The organism is Chryseobacterium mucoviscidosis, assembly GCF_002177115.1.
Lineage (GTDB): Bacteria > Bacteroidota > Bacteroidia > Flavobacteriales > Weeksellaceae > Chryseobacterium > Chryseobacterium mucoviscidosis.
The window spans coordinates 1-25,387 of the sequence record NZ_MVAG01000074.1 but is presented as its reverse complement, the minus strand read 5'-3'; the positions used below and the strand labels follow the sequence as shown (position 1 = coordinate 25,387).

The following is a 25,387-nucleotide window of genomic DNA, read 5'->3' as shown; positions in this document are numbered from 1 at the left end:
TAATTTTTTGTCAGAATTTGAAAATGGGAATGTCGAAAAATCATTTCCTCTCTCTTACTTTTTACCCGTTTACCACTGTGTTTCCGATGAAAATCTGCCTCATCTTCAAAATATCATTCAATATAAAAATGTAAAACAGTTCGAGCAGGATTTAGATTATTTTCTGAAATATTTTCAGTTTGTCAACTGGCAGGAATTCAAAGATTTTATCAAAGGAAATTTTAAACCGAAAAAGAAGATTGCTTTACTGACTTTTGATGATGGATTGCGTGAGTTTTATGACGTTGTAATGCCTGTTTTGGAAAGAAAAGGAATTTATGCGGTTAACTTTATCAATCCTGAATTTATTGACAATAAAAACCTGATGTTTCGCTGTAAAGCAAGTCTTTTAGTTGATAAAATCGAGAAAAAAAAAGATATAAACCCTCACATTTTCAGCATTCTTAAAACAAAAGAAAATACTATTTCTGAAATTTTAAAAATCAGCTATTTACAACAAAATCTTTTAGACCAGCTTGCAGAAATTCTGGAAATTGATTTCAATTCATTTTTAAATCAGCAGAAACCCTACATGACTTTGGATCAGTTAAAAAGTGTTACGGAGAAAGGATTCGGAATCTCCTCTCACAGTTGGGATCATCCTTTATACAATGAATTAACTATTAATCAGCAACTTGAACCCTGTATCCGAACTTTTGACTATCTGAAGCAGAATGATTTTTTATATGAAAGTTTTGCTTTTCCATTTACTGATTTTGGAGTAGAAAAAGCTTTTTTTGATCAGTTATTTACAAATCCTGAAATCTTCTGCAGCTTTGGAACCGCAGGAATTAAGCTCGACAGTGTTCCTCAAAATTTTCAGAGAATTCCTTTTGAAACAGGCGAAAAGGCTGAAATTACTTTAAAAAAAGAAATGTCCTACTTTAAACTGAAGAAGATTTTTAACAAAAATAAAATTGCAAGAAGATGATTAATCTGAAAACTTTAAACCGAAAAAAACTTGAAGAATTCATATCATCCGGCGATTATAAAAAGTATGATTTTCTGCCTATTACAAAACATCGCGCTATTTCACACATTAGAAATCCAAAAGCTAATGACGAAGATATTTTATTGATTCTCGCGTTTCATAACGATCAGTTGGCAGGTTATTTAGGCTGTTTTCCCGATCATTTTATCATCGATGGAAAACCTTTTAAGTATGCATGGCTCAGTACCCTTTTCATCAGCAATGAGTTTCGCGGAAAGAAAATTGCACAAACTTTATTAAATACAGCCTTTGAAGAATACGACGGAAATATTGCCATTACAGAATTTACAAAAGAAGCAGAAAGTCTGTATAATAAAATTGGACTTTTCCGGTACATTCAGCCTAAAAGAGGAAAGAGATATTATTTCAAAGCAGATTTTGCAACGATCATTCCTTCAAAAAAGTCTGGTTTAAAATCTTTTCAGCCGATTTTTAAAATTGCGGATAGTTTTATCAATACGCTATTGTCGTTTAGAAAAATTTTCACCCAAAAGCCTGATTTTAAGTTTGAAATTTCAGATAAAATTGATGCGGAAAGTTCAGCATTTTTGTCGGCGTTTAAAAGCAACAGAACATCTGGTGAGATCAACTGGTTTATTGAAAATCCATGGGTTCTGAAAAGCGAAAACACAGAAAAAGATTATCTTTTTTCAGCTTACTCAAAACAGTTCAGATATTTTTGGATAAAAATCTATGATGAAAATAACAATCTGGAAACCTGTTCGCTTCTGCTTCTAAGAGATGGAACGCTTAAAGTTTTATATTTATTTTCAAAAACAGAATTAAAGAAATTTGTTGTATTTCTGAATGATTTCATTGTGAAAAATAAAGTGAAGGTTCTAACGAATTATCATATTGAACTTAATGAAAATATCGCTTCTTCAAAGCAGTTTCAGAAAATTTATCAGAAAGATTTTGAAAGAAGGTATATGTTCCATAAAAATTTACTTGCTAATCTGCCGAAAGATTTTAATCCGGATTTTCAGGATGGAGACGGAGATTGTGCAATGACCTAAAACGGAAAGAGGCTTTTTTCAAGCCTCTTTTTTAATGTCCGAAAATATCTTTTAAACTCACTTCACTGAAGGTTCCCATCTTATCAACCGCTTCCCTGTTCAGGTTTTCTTTTTTCCCGATAATGGCGGTGTTGAAGTGAACGGATTTTATGTAATGGTCGTAAAAATCTTTCAGATCTTCAAATTTCAGGCTTTCAATCTGCTGATAGATATCTTTCCTGAAATCATGATGAATATTCAGTTTTCTTAATCTTAACGTATTGAAGAAAATATTCGTTCTCGTTATCCGTTGCGAAGCAATCTGTTTCAAAGCAGAATTTTTTGCATTTTCAAACTGTACCTTCACTTCAGGAAGCTCGGTCATCAGTTCAGTCATCGTATCTACAGCAATCTGTAATTTGTCCGGCTGCGTTCCGATGTAGGTGGTAATGTAATCCGGATGATCCAGCTCTGAATTGGCAGCGTAAGAAACGTATGCAGAATACGCTAAACTTTTGCTTTCGCGGATTTCCTGAAAAACAATGGATGACAAACCACGTCCGAAATATTCATTAAAAACATTGATTTTACCAAAATTTTCTGTGTTTACGTTTCGACCTCTTCCTACCTTACTCATTTCCATCTGAACCATGTCGTAATCTGTAAAATATACATTTCCATCGGTTTCCGGTTCCGGATAATTTTTAGGCTCCGGAATTGCAAAAATTTCATTTTCAGTATATTTTCCGATGTATGAAGTGAAATTTTTAAAATTTCTTCCGTAGAAAAATATCTGATACGGATATTTGAAAAGCTTCTTCATCCGGTCTGTAAAAACCTCCACATTGCTGCTTTCCAGCTCTTCTTTAGAAATAACATCCGTAAACCGTGAAAAAGATCCCAATTTGGTATAATTTGTAAGAGCCGTCATAATTCTGCCTTTATCCTTCTTCATCGCAGCACGGTTTTCCAGAATAGTTTCTGTAAACTGCCTGTAAATTTCCTGATCCGGTTTTACTTCATACAGCCAATGCTGCAGAAGATCTATTCCTTTTTCAATGTTTTCTTCCAGACCGTTCAGCGAAATAATCAGCTGATCGTTGGTGGTTTTAAAATCATTGGTAACGCCGATTTTGAAGAATTCTTTTTTCAGATCTTCCGGAGAGAATTTTTCAGTTCCCAGATACTGAAGAACCTGTGTCGAAATGGCAAGGTCGCGGTCATGATCACTTCCGAACGGAAAAATAAAATGAACCTGCGCAATATCGTTGTATTTATTTTTAACAAAACTGACGGTCTTGCCTTTAATAACATCTTTCTGAATTTCCTTTTCATAGTCCACAAATTCAGGCTGAATATCTTCTGTTTTTTCTTCCAGAATCTGCTGTAAAAATTCAGACTGGGCTTCACGGTTTATTTTCACAGGAGTAATTCCCGGATTTTCTACGCGGATCAATTTTTCGTTTACTCCTTTTTCTTTATAAACGATCACATAATTATCTCTGAAAAACTCATTGGCAAAGGCGATAACCTCTTTTTTAGTCAGTTTTTCATACTGATCCATTTCATTCAGTTCCTGTTCCCACGTTCTTCCTTTGATGTACGTATCGTAAAGATTTGTTGCCAATCCGTCTGCGGTTTCCAGCGCTTTCATCCTCTGGATTTTAAAATCATTGATGATGGCAGGAAGCATCCAGTCCGGAAATTCTCCTTTTTTAACCAGTTCGATCTGCTCCAGAACCAAATCTCTGGCTTCATCCAAAGTCTGCGATTCCTTCGGAACGGCAACGATGGAAAAATATCCGTACTGTTTCAGACCTACTGAATACGCCTGTCCCCACAATAATTTTTGAGTCTGATTGATATTTAGATCCAGCAATCCTGCTTCTCCCCTGTTGCTAAGAATATTTACCACCACATCCGCCAAGATCGCTTCTTTTGTGCCGTAACTTTCCGTTCTCCACGCCAACTGCACTCTCGGCGTTGTGGGACTTTTTACCGTTCGTTTTATAATTTCCGTAATCGGTTTTTCGATAATGGGCGTTTTTTTCGGAAGTTCTCTGTACGGAATGGTTCCAAAATATTGGTCAACAAGTTGAATCGTATCTTCAAAATCAAGATCTCCTACCAAAACCATAGCATAATTGTTCGGAACATAATATTCATCAAAATATTTATGAATCGCCTTCATGGAAGGATTTTTCAGATGTTCCGCCTTTCCTAAAGTCGTTTGCTGACCGTTGGGATGCGTAGGAAAAAGTGCGTCCATCAGTTCATAATTTACCAGACGCGAATCGTTATCCTGTGCTCTGTTGAATTCTTCATAAACAGATTCCAGTTCGGTATGAAAAAGCCTTAAGGCCAGTTCAGAAAAACGTTCTTTCTCGATTTTCAGCCATTTTTCAAGCTCATTGTTCGGAACATTATTTTTGTAAACCGTTTCATCGAACCATGTATGCGCGTTGGTTCCGCTTGCGCCTAAAGAAGAAATTGCCTTATCATATTCATTCGCAATGGCATACTGACTGGCTTCCTGAGAAACTTCATCTATTTTGCGGTAAATTTCTTTCTTTTTTTCAGGATCATTCTCAGCTTTATGCTGTTCGTATAAATCTGAAATCTGATCTAATAATTCACTTTCCTTTTCCCAGTTTTGAGTTCCTAATTTAGAGGTTCCTTTAAACATCATGTGTTCCAGATAATGCGCCAAACCTGTATTATCAGAAGGATCGTTATTGCTTCCGGTTCTCACAGGAATATAAGTCTGGATTCTCGGAGCATCAGAATTTTGGGCAAGAAAAACCTTTAAACCATTTTTTAAAGTGTAAATTCTTACTCCATTTTCGTCATTGGAAACCGTGATATATTCGTAGTTATTTTTATCTGTATGAATTTCTTCCCTGAATTTTTTATCAATCATAAACTTCATTTTTCACCCTTAAAAATAGAATGAATACAAATGTAAGCAATCAAAAAAGAATCCTTCCATTTTATAAATATTAAAATCTATGATTAAGATTCGCATTTTATATTTAAGTTTGCATCAGTTTTCCAAATTACAACACCATGCAAGGAAACATCCTCATCATCGATGACGAGATCAAGCTCCTGAAATTATTAGGAATGATCCTTTCCCAAGAAAATTTCAACGTAAAAGAAGCTTCCACCGCACGTTCTGCGATGACGATGCTCGAACAGTATGAATTTGATGTCGTGCTGAGTGACGTAAGGCTTCCCGATGCTTTCGGAGTAGATTTAGTAAAATCCATCAAAATAAAATATCCTCATCTGGAAATTATTCTGATGACGGCTTTCGGAAATATTACGGACGCAGTTCAGGCAATGAAAAATGGCGCCTACGATTATCTGGTGAAAGGTGATGATAATGATAAAATTATTCCGCTTGTTTATAAATCTCTGGAAAAAGCGAAAGATAACAAGTCGAAAATCATTCAGAAGAGTTCTTCTTCAAAAGGTTTTGAAACGATTATCGGAAATTCACCGTCCATTATTCAGGCAAAAAAACTGGCTGAGAAAGTAGCGTTAACGGATGCAACCGTTCTTCTGACGGGCGAAACCGGAACCGGAAAGGAAGTTTTTGCGAATGCCATTCATGAAGGAAGCGACAGAAAGAAAAATAATTTTGTAGCCATCAATTGCTCTGCTTTCAGCAAAGAAATTCTGGAAAGCGAACTTTTCGGGCATAAAGCTGGTGCTTTCACCGGAGCAGTAAAAGATAAAAAAGGACTGGTGGAAGAAGCCAATGGCGGAACTTTATTTCTGGATGAAATCGGAGAAATGCCGATCGAGCTTCAGGCAAAACTGCTTCGCGTACTGGAAACCAAAGAATTTATCAAAATGGGAGAAACGAAGGTTTCCAGATCGGATTTCCGGCTGATTGCCGCGACAAACCGTGATCTGGAGGAAGAAATAAAGCAAGGAAACTTCCGTGAGGATCTTTATTTCCGGCTGAATATCTTTGAAATCAGGCTTCCGTCACTTCGCGAGAGAAAAGAGGATCTGAAAGCTCTGGCTAAAAATTTTGTGAATGTTTTTTCTCAAAAACTTCATATTTCCAATATTGAAATCTCCCCGGAATATTATAAAACATTGGAAAAAAACGACTGGAAAGGAAACATACGGGAACTTCGAAACACTGTCGAAAGGAGCTTAATCCTAATGAACGATCATATCCTTGATGCAGAAAGTCTTCCTCGTTACTCTGAAAAAGTTTCTTCTGAAAACGATTCTTTCAGCATGAAATCTCTGGAAAAGGAGCATATTCAGAAAGTGCTTCAATACACCAAAGGAAACAAGGCAGAAGCAGCGAGATTGCTGGAAATCGGGATTGCTACCTTATACCGCAAACTGGAAGAATATCATTTGAGATAAATGTTAATTAAAATCCACGCTGTAGATACTAGAATATTTTATTTAAAACAATAAACAATTGATTATAAATTAATTACAACTAATTTTAAATACATTGAGAATTAAACCATTAAGTTTTCAGTTTAGAAGTTAAGATTATATAAGAGAAGCTTCGCTTTAAGCTAAAAAATGCCTTCAAAAATATAAAGGAACATAGTTTTAGTCTGTTTTTTTTAAGAAAGAACTTAATTGGTTAAAAAAATAAAATCTATCATTTTAATAACGAGCCTATCATTTTGATAGGCTTTTCTGTATTTTGGCACATGATGAAATATAACCAAAACACTCATTTTCAATTAATTAAATTAATCTAAACAACAATGGAACTTCTTTTGGCATTGTCAGTCTGAATAAAATATTTATAAAATGACAATTTCAAGAAAAACGTTCAGAGAACGGGAGCGCTCAAAACTGAGTCTGCTGATGGTATCTTACGTAGTATTTACTTTATTAACCTTAATTGTTGCCGTATGATGTTAGCCGTTTTAATTCTTCTCAGCGCCTTATTATTCTGGATCTCTTACAAATCCGTTGAATTTTTTGATAAAATATAAAAATTATGTGGAGTTTATTTTTCCTATCCGTTATCGCCTTTGTGTACATCTGCTATGTATTAATAAAACCTGAAAAATTTTAACCAAAAATAATGAACACAGAAATTTTAGGCATTATTGCCATGTTCACGATTACCTTAGTAATTGGTATTTTTCTCGGAAAATATATTGCTAATGTATACGGCTACAAAAAAACCTTTTTAGACAAAATTTTTCAGCCCGCTGAAAATCTGATCTATAAAATCTCAGGCATCAATCCGAACCGTCAAATGACCTGGAAACAGAATATGTCTGCGATGTTAACCATCAATTTTGTATGGTTTATTCTTGCCTTTTTTATCTTGCTGAATCAATCCTGGCTCCCTTTGAATCCGGACGGAAATCCGGATATGTCGCCGGATTTAGCATTCAATACCGCCATCTCTTTTTTAGTCAACTGTAATTTGCAGCACTATTCCGGAGAAACGGGAGTCAGCTATTTCAGTCAGTTGTATTTAATGTTTTTGCAATTTGTCTCTGCTGCGACAGGAATGGCTGCAATGGCTGTTCTATTCAAAGCTTTCAAAGATAAAACGACAACAGAACTGGGGAATTTTTACGATTTCTTCACCAAATCTGTGATCCGTATTTTATTGCCTTTAAGCATTGTGGTTGCTTTCATTCTTTCATCCAACGGAAGTCCGATGACTTTCGAAGGAAAAGACCATATTACCACTCTGGAAGGAGCCAAAATGGATGTTTCGCGAGGTCCGGTTGCCGCTTTTGTTGCCATCAAACATCTGGGAACAAACGGAGGCGGATTTTTCGGAGCCAACTCGGCGCATCCGTTAGAAAACCCGAATTATACGACCAATATGACGGAAATGATTGTTCAGATGATTATTCCTTTTGCACTGGTTTTTGCTTTAGGATTTTATCTGAAGAAAAGAAAACTTTCATGGACGATTTTTGCCGTCATGACGATTGGTTTTCTGGCTTTAACCGTTCCGAACGTTATTAACGAAACCAATGGAAATCCTCTGATTACGCAAATGGGAACAGATTCTCATCTTGGAGCGATGGAAGGTAAAGAAATACGTTTCGGAAGTGCTGCTTCAGCGTACTGGAGCATTGCTACAACCGTTATTTCAACAGGATCTGTAAACGCGATGCATGACAGTACGATGCCGCTTTCGGGGATGAATGAGCTTCTTGCCATGATGATCAACTGTTTCTACGGCGGATGCGGTGTCGGAATTCTCAACTATTTCATTTTCATTATTCTTGCCGTATTCATCAGCGGATTAATGGTGGGAAGAACGCCTGAATTTTTAGGCAAAAAAATTGAAGCTAAAGAAATGAAGATCGCAATGATTGTGGCTTTATTCCATCCTTTTCTGATCTTGGTAGGAACAGCTTTAACAGCTTATCTGCCTGAATTCGGAGCAAAAACGCTGAATAATCCAGGTTTCCACGGCTTTAGTGAAATGCTGTACGAATTTACCTCATCATCTGCAAACAACGGTTCCGGTTTTGAAGGTTTGGGAGACAACACTCCGTGGTGGAACATTTCCACAGGAATTGTGCTTTTATTATCAAGATTTATCCCGATTATCGGTCCGGTAGCAATCGCAGGATTACTGGCACAGAAAAAATATATTCCTGAAAGCTCGGGAACGCTGAAAACAGATACTGCCACTTTCGGATTTATGACGTTAGCCGTTATTCTTCTGATCGCAGCGCTGTCCTTCTTCCCTGCCCTTACTTTGGGTCCGATTGCAGAACAGCTTCTGTATTTTTCTAAATAAAAAATTAAATAATTGAATCATTAAGACTTATTTAAGATGTTAAGAAAAATAAGCTTATCAAATTATTAAGTTTAAAATATTCATTGAATATTTCTTGATTAAACTTCGCTTCTTAAATAAATCTTAATGCTTCAAAAAAAGAAAAATTTAATTCAAAAATCAATTCAAACCATTAAGCAGATTATATAAAGAAAACTAGTCTCAATTTTCATCCATACCCAACTAATATTATCCATTTTTATTCTTTAATATTAATTTGCTTTAATGGTTGATTTTGGTTTCCAATGATATAACACTTTCAAAACAAAATGAAAAATCAATCTCAGACATTGTTTCAAAAAGATTTGGTAAACGAAGCCATCAAACAGTCTTTCGTAAAACTGAATCCGAAAATCATGTTTAAAAATCCTGTCATGTTTCTCGTAGAGATCGGAACCGTTGTCATGCTTATTGTAAGCCTTTTCAGCCTTACCGGAGATAAGTCTCAAGGCAGTTTCAGCTATAATTTTTTAGTATTCGTTATCTTATTTTTTACGGTTTTATTCGCAAATTTTGCCGAAGCCATTGCTGAAGCAAGAGGAAAAGCGCAAGCGGATACTTTACGAAAAACCCGTGAGGAAACTCCCGCAAAAGTTGTCGTAAGCAACAAACAGGGATTTCAGGTAGAAACCGTGATGAAAAAATCTGCCGAAATGAAACTGGGCGATATTTTCCTTTGCGAAGCCGGAGATCAGATCCCGATGGACGGAGAAATTATCGAAGGTCTTGCAACCATCGACGAATCTGCCATCACCGGAGAAAGCGCACCCGTTATCCGTGAAGCAGGAGGAGACAAAAGTTCCGTAACAGGCGGTACAAAAGTCCTTTCCGACAGAATAAAAGTAAAAGTAACCACCAAACCCGGAGAATCTTTCTTAGATAAAATGATTGCTCTTGTGGAAGGTGCTTCCCGACAGAAAACACCCAACGAAATCGCATTAACCATACTTTTAGCAGGTTTTACGCTTACCTTTATTATCGTAACCGTTACCCTGAAACCTTTTGCAGACTACGCGCAGACACCGATTACCATTGCGGCATTTATCTCACTTTTCGTTTGTTTGATTCCCACAACGATTGGCGGTCTGCTTTCTGCAATCGGAATCGCGGGAATGGACAGAGCTTTGAGAGCCAACGTGATCACCAAAAGTGGTAAAGCCGTTGAAACTGCGGGAGATATTGATGTACTGCTTCTGGATAAAACAGGAACCATTACCATCGGAAACCGTAAAGCAACCCAATTTCATCCTTCAAATGGAATTCAGCTTGATGAATTCATCAAAGCTTCGGCACTGAGTTCCGTTGCGGATGAAACACCTGAAGGAAAATCGATTATCGAATTAAGCCATTTAAAATCCGAAGATTTACTTGTTCCCAATCCGGTTTATATTGATTTTACGGCTGAAACCCGAACTTCAGGAATCGATTTTGAAAACACGAGAATCCGAAAGGGAGCCTATGACACCATTAAAAAACTGACGGAAAAAGCGGGAAATATTTTCCCTTCCGAAACACAGGAAGCCGTTACCAGAATTTCCGAAAACGGAGGAACTCCTTTAGTTGTTTCTGTTAATGAAAAAGTCTGGGGAGTTATCGAACTTCAGGACATCATCAAGACCGGAATTCAGGAGCGTTTTCAGAGGTTAAGAAAAATGGGCGTGAAAACAGTAATGGTAACCGGAGACAACCCTTTAACCGCAAAATTTATCGCTGAAAAAGCCGGAGTAGACGATTTTATCGCCGAAGCAAAACCGGAAGATAAGATGAACTACATTAAAAAAGAGCAGCAGGAAGGAAAACTGGTTGCTATGATGGGAGACGGAACCAACGATGCTCCCGCACTTGCACAAGCCGATGTGGGCGTAGCAATGAACAGCGGAACACAGGCAGCGAAAGAAGCAGGAAATATGGTGGATCTAGATAATGATCCTACGAAGCTTATTGAAATTGTGGAAATCGGAAAACAGTTACTGATGACACGCGGAACGTTAACAACTTTCAGTATAGCGAATGATGTTGCTAAATATTTTGCGATTATTCCGGCATTGTTCATCACGTTTATTCCGGCACTTCAGAAGCTGAATATTATGAATCTTCACAGCCCTGAATCTGCGATTTTATCTGCGATTATTTTTAACGCCATCATCATCCCGATCCTTATTCCTTTAGCTTTGAAAGGTGTTGCTTACAAACCGATCGGAGCCAGCGCATTATTGAGAAGAAATCTCTTAATCTACGGACTGGGCGGAATTATTGCCCCATTTTTCGGAATAAAGCTCATCGATTTAGTTATAAGTCTTTTTTATTAGACTGGAAGTTTGAAGCTGGAAATGGAACGTAATATTTTAACTTCCGTCACCCTTCTTCCATCTTCCTTCTACTCAACTCAAAAATTTAATTCAAATGAAAAATCATATTTTATCAGCATCCAGACTTACATTGGTAATGCTTGTAATTGTCGGAATATATTTAGGAATTGTCTACGCAGGTTCTAAAGTTTTACCGACTCAGGGAAATGCAGAAATTATTAATTTTAAAGGACAGAAATTTTACGCCAATATCGGACAGAATTTTACGTCTCCGAAATATTTTCACGGTCGTCCTTCTGCGGTAGATTACAATGCGGCAGGAAGTGCGGGAAGCAATAAAGGACCAAGCAACGAAGAATATCTTCAGACCGTACAGAAAAGAATTGACACTTTAAAAATGATGAATCCCGAAATGCAGAACGCAAAAGTGCCTGTAGAACTCGTAACAGCAAGCGGAAGCGGACTTGATCCGGACATTTCTCCGGAAGGCGCGCTTTATCAGATTAAAAGAGTGGCAAAAAACAGAAATATCAGTTCAGAAAAACTGGAACAACTTATCAAAAATCAAACAGAAACATCTATTTTCGGTCCATCAAAAGTAAATGTATTAAAACTTAACATTGCTCTGGATCAGCTTAAATAAAGTAAAATTTTATGAAAAAATATATTGCGGCATTCTTACTTGCAGGATTTTTCTTACCGAAGGCACAAAACACAGACTCTGCAAAAACCGATACCAAGCTGAAAATCTCTGCTTATGCTGAACTTTTTTACACCTATGATTTCAATGAACCTTCCGGAGGAAACCGCCAGAACTTTTTGTACAGCTACAACAGGCACAATGAAGTTAACCTCAATTTAGGATTCATTAAAGCCAACTATGAAAACGACAGGATGCGCGCCAATCTCGCTCTGATGGCAGGAACTTATGCACAGGATAATCTGGCTGCGGAACAGGACGCTCTGAAATATGTAAATGAAGCGAATATCGGAATTAAAATTTCCAAAACAAAAAATCTGTGGATCGATGCAGGGATCATGCCGTCGCACATTGGGTGGGAAAGCGCAATCGGGAAAGATAACGTTAATCTTACCAGAAGTCTCGCGGCAGAAAATTCTCCCTATTTCGAAACCGGAGCCAAAGTTTCTTACACTTCGGATAACGGAAAATGGTTTCTGAGCGGTCTTGTTTTAAACGGATGGCAGAGAATTGCAAAAGCTGAAGGAAATAAAAGTCTTTCTTTCGGGCATCAGATTACTTTTAAACCCAACGAGAAGATTACACTGAACAGCAGTTCATTCATAGGAAACGATAAACCGCAGGATGATAAAAGAATGCGTTACTTCCATGATCTGTACGGAAATTTTCAGTTGACGGATCATTTCTCAACAACGTTAGGTTTTGATATCGGAGCCGAACAGAAAGAAAAAGGAAGTGAAAGCTACAACCTTTGGTATTCTCCAAACGTATTGATGAAGTATCAGTTTGACGATCAGTGGAGTCTTGCGGGACGTGTGGAATATTTCAGCGATAAAAACGGGGTTATCATCGCTACGGAAACGCCTAATGGATTTCAGACTTTCGGATATTCTCTGAATGTTGATTATCAGATCCTGAAAAATGTGGTTTTCCGTACGGAAGCAAGAGGATTTACTTCCAAAGATGCCATTTTTGTAAAAAATGACAATTTAAGACAGGGAAATTTTTTCATCACCACCAGTTTAGCTGCCTGGTTTTAAGAGAAATTATTAAGTCTAAAGCAGGAAACCTCACAGGTTTTAAAAACCTGTGAGGTTTGTAATGACTTTGATAACGATGATAATCCTTTAAAATAAAATTAAAACAATAAAAGCCATGTCTTCTTCAGCAAAAGATTTTTTAGAACTCATCCAGAAATCCAGAAAAGGGAAATTTAAAATCTACATCGGAATGAGCGCGGGTGTAGGAAAAACCTTCCGTATGCTTCAGGAAGCGCATGCTCTTTTGCGAAACGGAATTGACGTAAAAATTGGCTACATTGAAACCCACGGAAGAGAAGAAACTGTCGCTTTAACAGACGGAATCCCAGAAATACCGAGACGGTCTTCTTTTTATAAAGGTAAAAATCTGGAGGAAATGGATCTTCAGACCATTATTAATACCCATCCCGAAGTTGTTTTGGTGGACGAACTGGCTCACACAAACATTGAAGGTTCAAAAAATAAAAAAAGATGGCAGGATGTTCTGGAAATTCTGGATAATGGAATCAACGTCATTAGTGCGATGAATATTCAGCATATTGAAAGCCTGAATGAAGAAGTAAAAAAGATCACCGGAATAGAAGTCTCGGAACGGGTTCCTGATAAAATTCTGGCTTTGGCGGATGAGGTAGTCAACATCGATTTAACCGCCGACGAACTTCTAACGCGCCTGAAAGAAGGAAAAATTTACAAAAAAGAGAAAATCCAAACCGCTTTAAGCAATTTTTTCCAAAGCGGACATATTTTGCAGCTTCGGGAACTGGCTTTAAAAGAAGTGGCAACCCATGTTGAAAGAAAGGTGGAAACGGAGATCAAAACTGAAAATTTTAAGCCCATAAAATTTCTTGCCTGCATCAGCAGCAACGAGAAAATAGCCAAAAATATCATCCGGAAAACGGCAAGACTGGCAAGTTATTACAACAGTCCGTGGACCGTTCTTTATATCCAGAAACCTTCAGAAAATCCTGAAAAAATTGCACTGAACAAGCAGCGATTTCTGATTAATAATTTTAATTTAGCTCAGGAATTGGGAGCCAAAGTGATCCGGCAGAAGGAAAGCAGTATTCATAAAGGGATTCTGGACTATGTGATTGCGCATAACATCACCACCGTATGCATCGGAAAACCGCACGCTCATCTTTTGCAGAGAATTTTCGGCTATAGCTGGATCTACACGTTAATGAACCGACTGAATGAAAGACAGATCGACATTATTATTTTATCTTAGAATGCAATGAAACTAAAAACGAAACTCACCCTCGGAGTAGGTCTTTTATTTGTGCTGATTGTTTTGCTATCGGTTATCGGGTCTTTTTACATCAATAAACTGAAATCTGACACGGAAAAAATTCTTATCGCCAATTACAATAGTCTGGAATTCTCCCAGAATATGCTTCTGGCTCTGGATAAAATGAAAACCGACAGCGCAGTTGCCATTAAAGATTTTAAGAAAAATAATCTTCTTCAGGAAAGAAATTTAACGGAATTCGGAGAGAAAGAAGCTACCCAGAATCTTAATCTTCATTTCAACAGCTACATCAATGATCCTTCACCGGAAAAGGAAAAGCTGATTCGTGAAGATCTGGTTAAAATCATGTCACTCAATATGAAAGGAATTGAGCGAAAAAGCGATATTGCCATTATAACAGCAGAAAATGCAACGTTCTGGATCGCCTGTCTTGGAACCATCTGTTTTTTAATTGCGATCACGCTAGTTTTTAATCTTCCTCAGACAATTGCGGAACCCATCAGTCAGCTTACGTTCAGCATCCGACAGATTGCCAATAAAAATTATAACGAAAGAGTTCATTTCAGGGGAAGTGAAGAATTTAATGATCTTGCGAATTCTTTCAACATCATGGCGGAAAAGCTTCAGGAATATGAAAGCAGCACATTGTCTGAACAGCTTATGGATAAAAAACGGATTGAAACGTTAGTGAATAATATGCACGATGCTGTAATCGGTCTGGACGAAAATCATTTTATTTATATGATTAATGATGAGGCTCTTAAAATCACCAATCTCAATAAAGATGAAATTATCGGGAAAACGGTTCATGAAGTGGCTGTAAACAATGATCTCATAAGGGAACTTTTGAAAAACATCAATCATCCGCAGAAAGATCCTATTAAAATTGTAACCGACAATAAGGAAAATTATTTTGAGCAGGATGTAATCCCGATCAATATTACAAAGACGGGAGAAAAGGAAAAAAAATACATCGGAAAGGTTATCCTGCTGCGAAATATTACACCTTTTAAAGAACTGGATTTTGCAAAAACCAACTTTATCGCCACCATTTCGCATGAACTAAAAACTCCTATTTCTGCTATAAAGATGGGCGTTCAGCTTTTGGAAAATCAAAAATTCGGGGAACTGAATGATCAGCAGAAAGAATTATTAAAAAGCATTAATGAAGACGGACAAAGACTGCTTGATATTACGGGAGAACTGTTGAATTTATCTCAAGTGGAAACCGGAAACATCCGCCTGAATATCGAAAGCTGTGCTCCAAAAGAAATGGTACAGACTGCTGTAAAAAATGTGGAAAAACTGGCGGAACAGAAAAACATTTCGATCCAAACCCAGTTTCTGACGGATGAAAAGGACTTTGTTTTGGCTGATTTTGATAAAACAGTCTGGGTAATGAATAATTTCCTGAGCAATGCTATTAAACATTCTTTTCAGGATGAAAATATCCTGATTTCGGTTGAAAAAGAACATTCGGGAATTAAATTCAGCATCACCGATACCGGAAAAGGGATTGAAGAGAAATATCAGCGACAGATTTTCGACCGCTATTTTCAGGTTCCGGGAGAACATCAGAACGGAACCGGTTTAGGACTTGCAATTTCTAAAAATTTCATTGAGAAACAAAATGGAGAAATCGGCGTTAAAAGTTCTTTAAATCAGGGAAGTACTTTTTATTTTGTGTTGCCCATCGCCTAAAAATGGAACTTTACAGATAAGTTTTATACATTTGAACTTTTAAAATTTAGTATAACCATGAAAAGCTTTTTCTACATTCTGTTCTCTATTGTTATATCTTCTAATCTATATGCTCAAAATTCAGGTTCTATGTTTTACAGTACCGAATTTAAATGGAAAATTCAGATTCCGGAAGGTTTTGAAAAAGTAGATCATGAAGAATGGGCAAGATTTCAAGGAAAAGGAGAACAGGCTTTAGAAAAAACTGTTGGACAAGACGTTATTAATCAAAGTAAAACGATATTTGTCGTAAAATCCGGAAATTTTAATTATCTGGAAACTAATTATCAGCCCTTTGATACCAAAACAGATGGCAGTTATGAAGAAGCTAATGCATTTATAAATGATATTGTTTATAAATCTTTCAAAGAAAATATGCCAAATACAAAGGTTACCAACACAAGAACCAAAGAAAAGATAAACAACCTTCTTTTTTACAAAAATACTTTCGAAATAGCATTGCCTAACGGAATATCTATGAAAATGTTAATGTTCAGCAGGCTTTTCGGTAAAAAAGATTTTTCTGTAAATATTATGTTCATGGATCCTGAAAAGGGAGACGAAATGCTTACTGCCTGGAAAAACTCTATATTTAATAATTAATTTTTTATCTGAAAATGCCTGAAGTTCCTATCTATTACTTCTTTATAGCATCAATCTGTTCTGCAATCATTGTCGGTATTTATTATTTCATTCAGAAGAAAAATACCATTAAAAATTACAGACAGGAAAATTCAATTGAGCTTAAAAATATCAGCGGAACAATAATTACAGAAAAAGGCTTTCTCAGTTGGGGAATGGAATTGGGTACATTTGATCTGTTGATCAACGATAATTCAATTTTTTTATTTCTGAAAAGTTTCGGTTTTATTCCGGGGCGGATTACGAATTTATTTTTTTCAAATTCCAACAGGAAAAATACTAAAAGAGCTGTTTTGCTCAGAGAATATAAAATTGACCGAAAAAGTGTTAAACTTGTTTATTATCCTGATCATCTGATGAACAGAAGCCGTCAAATTATACTGAAAAATCTTTCTGATGAACAGCTTTCCATTTTAGAAAAAACATTAGAAGGCAAAAGCCGCAGAATGTATTAATATGAAAATAGAACTTATCCCCGTTATCGAAGTCTCAAATTACGATGAGGATCTGGAAATGCCTTCCGGTTCGTCTTTAGAATTTCCGGATGAGTGGGAAAATTATAATATTTCCGCGAATCTAAAGACTGGTTTTTCCGAAAGTTTCAAAGCTTATTTTAAAAGTTCTTCTTTTTACAGAATAAGTGAAATTTCTGATGCAGATCTGTTGAAAATCATTTACAGAGAAATTGAAATACAGCAGACTGAAGAAAATCGCGGAATTGATGATTTGGTGTGTTCTATGGACGGCGGTTACATTTTAAAGATTAATGATGTCGACACCTATTTTCCACAATGTTGTGGAAGGCTTAAACACATTACTGAATGGGAAGATCTTGTTTCCGACGAAGGGAATCATTGTTTTTATACAGGACATCCCTCTCCGAAAGTTAAAATACAGGAACATAAGATCATTTTCGATTTTTTACATTCGATGCCCCAAGAAAGTTATGCTTATCCGGTTTCGGAAGATCAAATTGAAGTAGATAAAGAATCATTAAGAACAGCAATTGAAAATGTAAAAAAAGAACTTGAACATTTTGCTGAGCAGCTCATTAGAATTAATAAAAAAGAAAACTTGAATATTCCTGAAATTGATAAGATCTTAATTTATGGAATTGATTATTAATGACAAATCCGATTTTCAGATTCATGAAAAAAAACTCCAAATCTCTTCTTGTTATACTTCAGTAAGTACACAGGAATATTATTAAATTATATGAAATTATGTATATTTGCTAAAGGCGGAATGAAAACAGTACTCATTCCGCCTTTAATTTAATTCGGCAATTCACAGTTTGAATTTAAGTCTCTTAAATACACTTTCTGATATGAAAAATACTATTTCTGATTTCTTAAACCTTCATACAGGGGAAGAAAATCCTAAACTGGTTCTTGAAAATGTAACGAATAATATATCCTTCAGAGGATCAAACCTGTGGATTTTAGCCTGTGCCATTTTAATTGCTTCGGTAGGATTAAATGTAAATTCTACTGCGATAATTATCGGTGCTATGTTGATTTCGCCTTTAATGGGTCCTATTGTAGGAGCTGGTTTTGCTTTGGCAACCTTTAACTTCGGACTGTTGAAAAAATCATTAAAAAATCTTCTGATCGCTACTTTTGTAAGCCTTGCCGTTTCCGCAATTTATTTTTATTTAAGTCCATTTAAAGAGGTACAGTCAGAACTTCTCGCAAGAACGGCTCCAACTATATATGATGTTTTAATTGCATTTTTCGGAGGAATAGTGGGTGCGATTTCTATTACAAGAGTTGAAAAAGGAAATCCTATTCCGGGAGTTGCCATTGCGACTGCATTAATGCCTCCACTTTGTACGGTGGGCTTCGGAATTGCTACAGGAAATTTTTCGTTTGTGGCGGGAGCATTTTATCTTTATACTATTAATTGCTTTTTCATCTGTATTTCAACTTTTTTAATTATTAAATTACTGAAATATCAGGCAGTACAAACCGCAGACAAAACTGTTGAAAAAAGAATCCGCTACGGAATTTCTATTTTAATCGTAGTTATGATTGTTCCAAGCTGTTATCTTGCTTATAATTTACTGAACGAAAAAAAATATTCTCAGAATGTAGAGAAGTTTATTAACAGTGAATTTTCTAAGAACGGATATACGGTTATTTATAAAAAGGTAGATTATCATTCTAATCCGAAATCTATTGAACTGGCATTTTTAACCAAAAAGTTTGACAGTGCGGAAATTAAAAAGCTCAATAACTCGCTCAAAGATTTCGGAATCAGCAATACCAAGCTGAGTATTAAACAGAATACCTCCGATTTGAAGTCGGAAATCCTCAATGAAATCAATCTTCAGAAAACCACTTTTTCAGAAAAAGATCTGCAAATTAAGGAGCTGAAAAATGAACTGGGTGAATATAAAATGGATAATTCTGAATTAAATAAAGAAATCCAGATTCTTTTTCCTGAAGTAAAAGAGTTTGCTGTCGGAAGACTTCAAAATTTTTATACCAAGGATTCATTAAGCGTAGAAACTGCCTTTTTGTATAAGACCGATGCAAAAATAGACGAAGATAAACTAAAAGTCTGGCTGCAAAACAAGCTGAAAGTGAATAAGGTTATTTTGATGAATACAAGCGAAAAATAGACTATTTTTAATTGTTAATACAAGAGATGAAAAATAATATTGCTTTACAGTTAGTCGAAATTTGTAAAAAGCACCATCTTAAAGAAAAAGCATTCGATAGCTTTGAAAAATTATTTCATATAGAAAATGAAAATGACCCTGATTTTCTTAAAGGTTACAAGAAAGAGGGAATGAAGATCTTTTTTGGAGGACATCAATTTAATATTCACCATCATTTTTATACAAATACCATTAATACCAAAATAATTTTTTACGATTCAGCGGATGTTGAAGCTGGTTATTGGGATCCTGTAGGTTACTATGTTTTAGAAGCCGATTTTGAATGAGAAATCACAGACGATTATTTTGTAATAGAAAGAGAAAAACAAATTGGCGGAATTGATATTATTAAAGAGTTTTCATATGTATTCGCCAATCTTCCAACAGATTATCTGAAAAGAAATCACCTTCAGTATAATTTTGTTTCTTACCTTTCTTTAGTAGGAACTTTATTTACAAGTAAAAATTATGAAGGTTCAGGACGTTTCATTCATCGCGCATATTTTAATCTTAAAGAAACCGGTGAAGAGCATTTTGAAAAGGAATTTCTCAAAAAGTCAAAGAGATTCTTGAAAATGATGAAAAAATATTTAATTCATGAGAATTTGATTTCTGAAAAACTACAATCAGACTTTCAGAAACTTGACTAATAATCATTACACACTTGAATTAAATGTGGATAATAACCTTTCAATATGCCGGAAACTTTAATCTTTTTTACCGCTTTACTGGCAATTTCAAATTTCCACTATTTCCTCTTTTTCAGGAGGAAAAATAAGCAGATGAAGGTGAAAATATATTTAACGGTACTTTTCATGATTACTATTTTGGCAAGTTTGTATATCATTATTGTTACTCCACATTTCTTTGAATATAAAGGTTTGGAAAACTGCTTGTTTCTGGTGATGATTAACTTTGCTGTTCCCAGATATTTCTTAATGCTTTTCGGGATCAACAGTCTCTTGGAAAACATTCCGATTATTCGAGGCTATTTTACTTTCAATGTTATATTTTGTGTTTTATATCTTAGTTCGACGTTATTATATTATTTTTTAACGATGTTAATCATGATGATTTTAACTTTAAATAATGCTTAAATTTACTTTCAGATAAAGAATCCATGACGACTCGGCTTTACATGATTGCTCCGGCTCTCGATAAAAAGTTTGTGAAATCGAAAGGAAAAGTGTGGTTTGAACACTATTTATACTCCGAAAAAGAAATTTCACGGGATGAATTTCAGACACGTTGTACCCAAATTCCCAAAAAAGATTCTGCCATTGCCAACGAAATACTTAAATATCTGTTTTAAAAATCTCCAAATATTATTTTACCTTTGATCTTTATTACGTTTAAAATTAGAAAAGCAAATGACTACAGACACATTAGACTTTTGGGTAGGAAATTTCAAAAGCGAGGAAGATTTTTATGAATTTGTGGAAGAAGATGAAAATTTTTATCTTGAAGAAGATTCTGATGATGTTTTTATTTCAAAATTTGCAGAATCTCAGGATACGATTTGGCTAGATCACGATTTTGTAGAATACGGCTATGAAAACGGAAATGGAACCATTTACGAAAAATTTGCAGATTATTCTTTTGCCGAACAGTGGCTCCCGATTTTAATCAACAGACTCAACGAACTGAACCTTGATTTTGATATCAATTCCATTATTTTCCTGAATAAACAGATTCCGAAACCGACTTCCGTAGAAACAGATTTTTTCTCTTTGGTTTACATCGGAGGAATTGAATATTCTGCATAAAATATTTAAAAACTTATAACCTTTTTCAAATTATTAATGAACATTTATTCTGTTCTTCAGATTGGCGATTACCACATTAATCATTGCGAAGATTTTCTCATCACAAAGAAAATAGGGAGCAATAAGATTCTTTGTGCTGTAATGGATGGATGTTCAACTGCTATGGAAAGTCAGTTTGCTTCTGCACTATTTGGGAAAATTCTGCGTAAAATATGCATTGAAAAAGGTTATAAAGAATTATACGAAACAGAGAAAAATTCTGATCCTGAAGAAGATTTAAAAGCTGTTTTAAAAGAGCTGTTTAAAGAAATTACAACCGTCAAAAATTATTTACTGCTTGATGAAAAAGAACTTCTTACGACATTGATTATTCTTCTTTACGACACCAAAAAGGACGAAGGAATTATCATATGTATCGGAGATGGTTTTATTTCCGTAAATGGAAAAGCCACAGAATTTGAAAGGGACAACAAACCGGATTATCTGACCTATCATTTGAAAGAAGATTTCGAAGAATGGTACGGCAATCAGACTCAGAAAATACGATTCACTAAGCTTGAAGATGTTTCTATTGCTACAGACGGAATTTCATCTTTCATCCCAAATAAAAAGACAGATCACAGCGAAAAAATGAATCCGACAGACTATCTTCTCTATGATAAAAGCAATGTTGAATCTGAAGAAATGCTTTCCCTGAAATTAAAAAAAATTGAACATCATTACGGAATGAAACCGACTGATGATCTTGCCATCATAAGAATTATAAAATAACACAAATGAAAACATTTTCCCTCACAGGCGGCGCGAGAATCGGCAGAGCCAATGCAACCTACCCTTTCGCAAATTTACACGTAGAAGAAAATACCCTGAAAATAAATGCTTCACTGGTAGGAAATCTTATCTTTCAGCCACAGGATATTATTTCGATAAAACCCTATTCTTCAGTTCCTATCATCGGAAAAGGTATCAAAATTCTGCACAGAGTTGACAACTACAATCAGCACGTTGTGTTCTGGACAATGACAGATCCTGAATTTGTAATCAGCGAAATTAAAAAGACCGGATTTTTGGAGAAAACTAATTTTCCTTCAATCGAAAAAGATTTAACGATCGTTCAGCAGCAAAAACAGGGCGGATTTCCATTAAAACCTTTTGTGAAAATCATTTTTACAATAATTTGGTATCCGCTTTTTTTGTATGATTTTATTCCGTTTTTTTGGGGGAATAAAGAGGGAAAACCTTTTGGTACGGGAGTCTGTACAGCATTGGGATTACTTTTTACCACAGCTTTACTCACCTTAATTTCAGGAGATTTCCGAAAACTGATTTTAAAAGAAGGCAGAACACTGGACGATATAAAAAAATCAGCCATTTTTATCTTACTGATCAGCGGAATTATGTTTACAGCTTTCCTTACATTTGCTTTATCATAACTTAATAAGATGATTTCTAAAAAGTTACTTCGCATTACTATAGCTGTTTTATCCCTGCTTATCGTTGTTTATACTTTAGGAAATTATCTTATTCTTTATCCGATGAAATTTGATTTCCTGACCGTTATTTCGGAAAGTCAGCCGCATTATCTTCTTTTTATTATTGCTTTTTTTATTCTTATTTCATGGTTAATAAGCCATGTCAGAATTAAGAATTTAAGCCCTAAAAACAGATTTCTTCTGGCTTTCACCATTTTGTGCGGAATAATGCTTTTATGGATAGGTTATTATAATTTAAGCACTTTCTTTAATACCCGAAAAGTAATTACAAAAATTGAGAATGAATACATCCAACAGGCGAAAGAAGATATTAAAAATGATCAGGTTACTTTTAGATTTACCGGAGGATTTGAATTACCAAACAATAAAATGGATGTAAAAATTGACAGCATTCAAAAAAAGTATGGAATTAAAAGTGAAAATACAGGTTGTACCATAGACGAAATTGATAGTAAAGCTCAGGAAAAATATATCGAAACAGTAAAGCCGTACTTAGAAAAAAGAAATGGAAAAGACTGGGAAAGTAAAATGCAGAATGAAATCAACAAACTGAAATTAGCCGAATTATCTACTCAAAAATAATTTTCATTAATAATTTAGTTTCTAAGAAAAAAATCGCTAAATTTAAAACAAACTAACAATCAGTTATTTAAATTGATTTTAATAGCCTTAAAAACTATAAACATGAAATTATCTCAACATCAGTTATCCGAAAATTCAGGATAAATTACTTCTTTTTTATCGTCATACAGGATGGATTCTTAATTCATCTTTTCATCTAATTTTTACTTCTTAAAAAACGCTCAGCCATGAAAATAGGAATCTATATATCCGGATTGGGAATTTCAAAAAGTAATTCGGTTGAAAATTATGCAGAACGGTTAAAAAATGAAATCAATTTCAATACAAATGGTTACCAGTACGAAACCAAAATCGAAAAAATCCATTACAGCAAAAGCAGGGGAAGTACTGTTGTAAGCATTTTCGAAAAAGAATCATCCGAAAATCCCGTTTACAAATTTTACGACTTCAAATACAACGAAATTCTCACCGAGGATTTCAAAGGAAGGACGCTTATTTACAAAAGTTTCTGGCTTTTCGCATTGGTTATCAGGAAATTTCCATTAATCATCAAACGAATCTTTATTCCCCAAAACTATTCAAGACCGGGACAGTTAATGTATGTTTTCTCCATATTTTTGATTTTATCGGTTTCTTTGGTTCTGATGTTCCCTGCCGTTCTCGAAGCTACAGGTCAGTTTCTTGAAAACGGAAAAATGACTGAACTGAGGAAGCAGATTCCCATTGGAAACCTGAAATATATTTCGATGAAAGGAATTTTTATTGATTTTCCCAATGGCTGTTCTTTTAATATCGACTTTCATTGGCTTTCAAGAATGATTGTATTATTTACAGCGCTCTTGGTATTGCTTGTTCCAAACGCCAATACCATTATCACAGATCTCGCCACCAATTTCGTCTGCGCCAACGATTATTTGCAGCACGGCGCAAAAAAACAACTGATTCAGGGAAATTTAGAACATCTTGTAGATTACATTACGGAAAATGAAAAGGACTGTAAAATTCATTTTCACGCCTACAGTTTCGGAAGTGTTCTTGCGTTGGACTATGTCTTTCCTTATGGTGTAAAAGCCTCTAAAAACGCTTTACAATACTGCGAAGCCATCATTACCATCGGAACACCTTATGAATTTGTAAATTCTTATTATCCTGAATTTTACAACAATCGCCAAACCCAACCCGGAGATCAGCTTCAATGGTTTAATGTGTATTCTGCAGCCGATGCTTTAGGTTCCAACTTCAGAAAAGACGGAATTGCCGGAGACTCTGAAATCTCTTTTAAAGGAGCTTCCAATAAGCCGTATAATATCAATTACGAAGTTTATGCTATCGGAAAATTCAGCATTATTGATTTTATTATGCTCTACAGCATCAAAGTTCATGATATGTACTGGACGAAAATACGGAAGGACAAAGCTGTCTGGGACTGGTTTATCAGGAAATGAAAGGGAAAGGTTTGATGTAAATTCAATAAATTATTCAATAATTTCCCACTTATCATATTTGTATTCGTAGGTTTTTACTGTTTTTTTACTGTTGATATACTGATAAACTTTTACCTGATGATCCGGCAGATTATAAAAACTAAATTGAACATAATCCATCCCTGTATTTCCTGAGATTTCCAAAGAATCTTTACTATTTTTGGAATAGTAGTAAAATTCTGCTCCGGACTCCTTCACTTTTCCTACACTAAATTTCTTGAATTTTTCTGCATCTTCTTTATCCACGTAATAATATCCTTCATAATATCCAAAACCACTGCCAACCGAACTTGGAATGATAAATTTATCTTTAAATTTTTTCCCTAAATAAATCAAATCATCAGTGGTCCAATTTCGAAGATTATAAAACGGATCTTTGAGATTGTATTTTTCACATTCATATTCGCCAAGATCGAAACTTCCACATTCTAATCTAAAAATACTGTATCTGAAATTAATGTATCTTCTGGTAAATTGTCGCTCATCCAAATCATCTATTAAGGTTCTGGTTAAAGAATTGAAATCCATTTCGGAAGCTTCACGCTTTAGTTTATCATACAGAATCTTATCTTTTTTATTTTCTTCAATGCATTTCGCTTTTGAATATATATAATTTTCATAAATAGAATCCTTTTTCGCTTGGGAAAAGATAATGAGAGGGAAAAGCAGAAATAAAAATTTCATCAAAATTTTTATTTAAAATTAAGAATAATACTCTTCTGAACTTTAAAATCAATAATTAAAATTTGAATTACGGAAAGCCGTAAGTTTATTTTAATTCGTCACAATAAATTTGACATCATTAAATAACGTGAACTCGACGCTAAAATATTGAATTATATTTAGTTGTCCTTGCCATCTATGCATTTATCCAGTTCGGGAAA

Annotated in this window: 23 protein-coding genes; 21 read left to right on the top strand and 2 right to left on the bottom strand. The window is 35.1% G+C overall.

The features are described 5' to 3' along the window. The first annotated feature begins 7 nt into the window (after positions 1-7). Together B0E34_RS03585 and B0E34_RS03580 are read left to right on the top strand one after the other, a co-directional pair. Positions 8-970 carry a polysaccharide deacetylase family protein gene (locus tag B0E34_RS03585; RefSeq protein ID WP_228423008.1) on the top strand — a complete coding sequence of 321 codons (963 nt, stop codon included), beginning with the start codon at positions 8-10 and terminating at the stop codon, positions 968-970. Further along, positions 967-2,046 (top strand): GNAT family N-acetyltransferase, encoded by a 1,080-nt coding sequence (locus B0E34_RS03580; RefSeq protein ID WP_087706824.1) that lies wholly within the window; start codon positions 967-969, stop codon positions 2,044-2,046. Before B0E34_RS03585 ends, B0E34_RS03580 begins: the two co-directional genes overlap by 4 nt. 31 nt (positions 2,047-2,077) lie before the next feature. Here B0E34_RS03580 and B0E34_RS03575 read toward each other — a convergent pair whose 3' ends face one another. Then, positions 2,078-4,954, bottom strand: a complete 2,877-nt coding sequence (locus B0E34_RS03575) for a M16 family metallopeptidase (RefSeq protein ID WP_442547193.1) — start codon at positions 4,952-4,954, stop codon at positions 2,078-2,080. 137 nt (positions 4,955-5,091) lie between these two features. Between B0E34_RS03575 and B0E34_RS03570 the strand changes: the two genes are divergently transcribed. The 19 genes from B0E34_RS03570 to B0E34_RS03485 all read left to right on the top strand — a co-directional run bounded on the left by B0E34_RS03570 (position 5,092) and on the right by B0E34_RS03485 (position 24,464). Beyond that, positions 5,092-6,417, top strand: a complete 1,326-nt coding sequence (locus B0E34_RS03570; protein WP_087706820.1) for a sigma-54-dependent transcriptional regulator — start codon at positions 5,092-5,094, stop codon at positions 6,415-6,417. A 685-nt stretch (positions 6,418-7,102) separates the two neighbouring features. Beyond that, entirely contained in the window at positions 7,103-8,797 is a 1,695-nt protein-coding gene (gene kdpA / locus B0E34_RS03565; protein ID WP_087706818.1) for a potassium-transporting ATPase subunit KdpA, read from the top strand. A 308-nt stretch (positions 8,798-9,105) separates the two neighbouring features. After that, a complete protein-coding gene (gene kdpB / locus B0E34_RS03560) occupies positions 9,106-11,145 on the top strand; it encodes a potassium-transporting ATPase subunit KdpB (protein ID WP_087706817.1) in 2,040 nt (679 codons plus the stop codon). 94 nt (positions 11,146-11,239) lie between these two features. Continuing rightward, positions 11,240-11,788, top strand: a complete 549-nt coding sequence (kdpC, locus tag B0E34_RS03555; protein WP_087706815.1) for a K(+)-transporting ATPase subunit C — start codon at positions 11,240-11,242, stop codon at positions 11,786-11,788. An 11-nt stretch (positions 11,789-11,799) separates the two neighbouring features. Further along, the gene (locus tag B0E34_RS03550; protein WP_087706813.1) at positions 11,800-12,885 is read left to right on the top strand and encodes a porin; all 1,086 of its coding nucleotides are present in this window, start codon (positions 11,800-11,802) and stop codon (positions 12,883-12,885) included. A gap of 115 nt (positions 12,886-13,000) precedes the next feature. Then, positions 13,001-14,113, top strand: a complete 1,113-nt coding sequence (locus tag B0E34_RS03545) for a histidine kinase (protein ID WP_087706811.1) — start codon at positions 13,001-13,003, stop codon at positions 14,111-14,113. A 6-nt stretch (positions 14,114-14,119) separates the two neighbouring features. Further along, entirely contained in the window at positions 14,120-15,835 is a 1,716-nt protein-coding gene (locus B0E34_RS03540; protein WP_087706809.1) for a HAMP domain-containing sensor histidine kinase, read from the top strand. Positions 15,836-15,964: 129 nt separating this feature from the next. After that, positions 15,965-16,477, top strand: coding sequence for a hypothetical protein (locus B0E34_RS03535; RefSeq protein WP_228423007.1), 513 nt, complete (start codon positions 15,965-15,967; stop codon positions 16,475-16,477). A 14-nt stretch (positions 16,478-16,491) separates the two neighbouring features. Then, a complete protein-coding gene (locus B0E34_RS03530) occupies positions 16,492-16,971 on the top strand; it encodes a hypothetical protein (RefSeq protein ID WP_087706806.1) in 480 nt (159 codons plus the stop codon). A gap of 1 nt (position 16,972) precedes the next feature. Continuing rightward, entirely contained in the window at positions 16,973-17,641 is a 669-nt protein-coding gene (locus tag B0E34_RS03525) for a hypothetical protein (RefSeq protein WP_087706804.1), read from the top strand. A gap of 202 nt (positions 17,642-17,843) precedes the next feature. Next, the gene (locus B0E34_RS03520; protein ID WP_087706802.1) at positions 17,844-19,139 is read left to right on the top strand and encodes a DUF389 domain-containing protein; all 1,296 of its coding nucleotides are present in this window, start codon (positions 17,844-17,846) and stop codon (positions 19,137-19,139) included. Between the two features lie 26 nt (positions 19,140-19,165). Then, on the top strand, positions 19,166-19,465 hold the full coding sequence (locus B0E34_RS03515; RefSeq protein ID WP_087706800.1) for a hypothetical protein: 300 nt from the start codon (positions 19,166-19,168) through the stop codon (positions 19,463-19,465). Between the two features lie 408 nt (positions 19,466-19,873). Then, positions 19,874-20,275: a hypothetical protein gene (locus B0E34_RS03510; RefSeq protein WP_087706798.1), complete on the top strand. Its 402-nt coding sequence runs from the start codon at positions 19,874-19,876 to the stop codon at positions 20,273-20,275. A 23-nt stretch (positions 20,276-20,298) separates the two neighbouring features. Continuing rightward, positions 20,299-20,490, top strand: a complete 192-nt coding sequence (locus tag B0E34_RS21095) for a hypothetical protein (RefSeq protein WP_123956527.1) — start codon at positions 20,299-20,301, stop codon at positions 20,488-20,490. 58 nt (positions 20,491-20,548) lie between these two features. After that, on the top strand, positions 20,549-20,944 hold the full coding sequence (locus B0E34_RS03505) for an immunity 22 family protein (protein WP_076392074.1): 396 nt from the start codon (positions 20,549-20,551) through the stop codon (positions 20,942-20,944). A 36-nt stretch (positions 20,945-20,980) separates the two neighbouring features. Beyond that, a complete protein-coding gene (locus B0E34_RS03500; RefSeq protein ID WP_087706796.1) occupies positions 20,981-21,715 on the top strand; it encodes a protein phosphatase 2C domain-containing protein in 735 nt (244 codons plus the stop codon). Positions 21,716-21,720: 5 nt separating this feature from the next. After that, positions 21,721-22,377 carry a hypothetical protein gene (locus B0E34_RS03495; RefSeq protein WP_087706794.1) on the top strand — a complete coding sequence of 219 codons (657 nt, stop codon included), beginning with the start codon at positions 21,721-21,723 and terminating at the stop codon, positions 22,375-22,377. A 9-nt stretch (positions 22,378-22,386) separates the two neighbouring features. Continuing rightward, positions 22,387-23,019 (top strand): FEKKY domain-containing protein, encoded by a 633-nt coding sequence (locus B0E34_RS03490; RefSeq protein WP_087706792.1) that lies wholly within the window; start codon positions 22,387-22,389, stop codon positions 23,017-23,019. 227 nt (positions 23,020-23,246) lie between these two features. Further along, complete coding sequence (locus tag B0E34_RS03485; RefSeq protein ID WP_087706790.1) at positions 23,247-24,464, top strand: hypothetical protein; 1,218 nt, start codon at positions 23,247-23,249, stop codon at positions 24,462-24,464. Positions 24,465-24,494: 30 nt separating this feature from the next. Here the strand turns inward: B0E34_RS03485 and B0E34_RS03480 are convergent, their stop codons facing one another. Continuing rightward, positions 24,495-25,187, bottom strand: coding sequence for a hypothetical protein (locus tag B0E34_RS03480; RefSeq protein ID WP_087706788.1), 693 nt, complete (start codon positions 25,185-25,187; stop codon positions 24,495-24,497). Positions 25,188-25,387 lie beyond the last annotated feature (200 nt).